The sequence below is a fragment of the Massilia sp. CT11-108 genome (genome assembly GCF_047302915.1).
In the GTDB taxonomy this organism is placed as follows: domain Bacteria; phylum Pseudomonadota; class Gammaproteobacteria; order Burkholderiales; family Burkholderiaceae_D; genus Telluria; species Telluria orientalis.
This window is the reverse complement of record NZ_JBKYMO010000701.1, coordinates 1-2,263: the sequence shown is the minus strand read 5'-3', so window position 1 is coordinate 2,263 and position 2,263 is coordinate 1. Positions and strand designations below refer to the sequence as shown.

General features: G+C 67.7%; 2 protein-coding genes. One reads left to right on the top strand and one right to left on the bottom strand.

The genetic code is table 11. The features are described from left to right. The coding region (locus tag ACEN88_RS29625; protein WP_413345456.1) for a PDZ domain-containing protein at window positions 1-468 on the bottom strand (468 nt) is incomplete at its 3' end. 199 nt (window positions 469-667) lie between these two features. Here ACEN88_RS29625 and ACEN88_RS29620 point away from each other — a divergent pair. Next, the coding region (locus ACEN88_RS29620; protein WP_413345455.1) for an acid phosphatase at window positions 668-2,263 on the top strand (1,596 nt) is incomplete at its 3' end.

Genomic DNA, 2,263 nt, shown 5'->3' with positions numbered 1-2,263 from the left:
GTGCATGCGCCGCGCGACGTCGTCGCCCGCCATGGCGGCGACGGGCGCGCCGTCCACCGAGACGATCACGTCGCCTGGCCGGACGCCCGCGCGTTCGGCCGGCGAGCCTTCGGTGGCGGACACCACGCGTAGTTGCTTGCGGTCGCCTTCGACCTCGATGCCGATGCCGACGTACTCGCCGCTGTTCTCGCGCCCGACGTCGCGCATGGCGTCCTTGTCCAGGTAGCGCGAGTGCGCGTCGAGCGCGGCCAGCATGCCGGACAGGGCGCCGTCGAACAGCGTGTTGTCGTCGGCCTCGCCGACATAGTTCTGCTTGATCAGGGCGTAGACCTCCAGCAGCCGTTCCACCTGCGCCTGCGGCAGTTTCAGCGTCGGGCGCGCGGTGGGGGCCGGCGTGTCGTCGGCGTGGGCGAGGGGCGCGCAGGCCAGGAAGAGGGCGCCGAGGACGGCGAGCGCGGTGCGTTTCATGGTGATCCTTTCGTCGATTCGTTCCCGGATTCTGGCCCGGCGGGATGTTAAGCGCGGTTAAGCGCAACTGAGCGCGGGTAAATCGGCGTTAAGGAGTTGTAAGCGATCGCTGTCGTTTTTGCCCGTACTGACGGGCTTTTTTCTTTTCCTGATGGCAAAAAGAACAGATAATCGATGCTTTGCGCCCCAGGAGAACGCCATGCAGGATCACGACGACGACCACCCCGCCAGCCCCGCGCGCCGCCGCATCTTCCAGGCCGCGGCCGCCGTGGGCCTGTCGGCGTCGATCGCGCCACCGGCCGCAGAAGCGAAGCCGGCCAAGGCGGTGAAGCCGGTCGCGGGCTCGCTGGACGCCAAGCTGAAGGCGCACGTCAAGAACGTCGTCGTGATCTACCTGGAGAACCGCAGCTTCAACAACCTGTTCGCGGACTTCCCCGGCCTCGCGCAACCGCTGCCGGCGGCGAACGCCGTCCCGCAGAAGGACCGCGACGGCAGCGTCCTGCCGGAACTGCCGAAGATCTGGGGCGGCATGGTGCCCGCGCGCCAGAACATCGGCGGCACGGATTACCTGATCAGGGAAGACGACATCCAGCATCTTCCCAACGCGCCGTTCAGGCTGACGGATGCCGCCGGCAAGCCGCTGCCGGAAGCGATCGTCACGCGCGACCTGTGGCATCTGTTCTACCAGAACCAGATGCAGATCAACGGCGGCAAGAACGACGGCTTCGTCGCGTGGGGCGACAACGGCGCGCTGACGATGGGGCATTATGGCGAGACGTCGAAGAACCTGGGCCTGTGGCAGATCGCGCGCCAATTCACGCTGTGCGACAATTTCTTCATGGGCGCGTTCGGCGGCTCCTACCTGAACCACCAGTTCCTGGTCAGCGGCCGGGTACCGGAATTCTTCGATGCGGCGTCCACGCCGGCCGCGAAGAAGATCGCAGTGCTGGAAGACGGCCCGACGGGCGTCCGTCTCGCGCTCGCGCCGGAGTCGCCCAAGTCCGCGCTGGAGGGCAAGCCGAAGTTCGTCAACAACGGCGCCATCACGCCGGACGGCTACGCGGTCAACACGATGGCGCCGCCGTTCCAGCCGAGCTGGGTGCGCCCGGCACCGGGCGGCGATGCGCACCTGGCCGATCCGCAAGACCCGGCCGTGCTGCCGCCGCAAACGTATCGAACGATCGGCGACCTGTTGTCCGAGAAAGGCGTCAGCTGGGCGTGGTACGCGGGTGCGTGGCAGGCGGCGCTGGACGGCCGCGGCGAAGGCGAGCGGCCGAACTTCCAGTTCCACCACCAGCCGTTCAACTATTTCAGGCAGTTCGGACCGGGCACCGCGGCGCGCGCCGAGCACCTGCGCGACGGCGGCATGGGCGACAGCCCGATCTCGAACAAATTCATCGCCGACGCCATTGCCGGCAGGCTGCCGGCCGTTACGTTCTACAAGCCGCAGGGGAACCTGAACCTGCACGCGGGCTATTCGGACGTGGAGTCCGGCGATGCCCACGTGGCCAACGTGATCGAGCACCTCAAGAAGTCGCCGCAGTGGAAGGACATGGTCGTCGTCGTTACCTTCGACGAGAACGGCGGCTGGTGGGACCACGTGGCGCCGCCGCAGGGCGACCGCTGGGGCCCGGGTTCGCGCATCCCCGCGATCGTCATCTCGCCGTACGCGAAGAAGGGCGCCGTCGACCACAACTTCTACGACACGACGTCGATCCTGCGCTTCATCACGCGCCTGCACGGCCTGCCGCTGCTGGAAGGCCTGGCCGCACGCAACGCGCCGCGAACGCCGCGT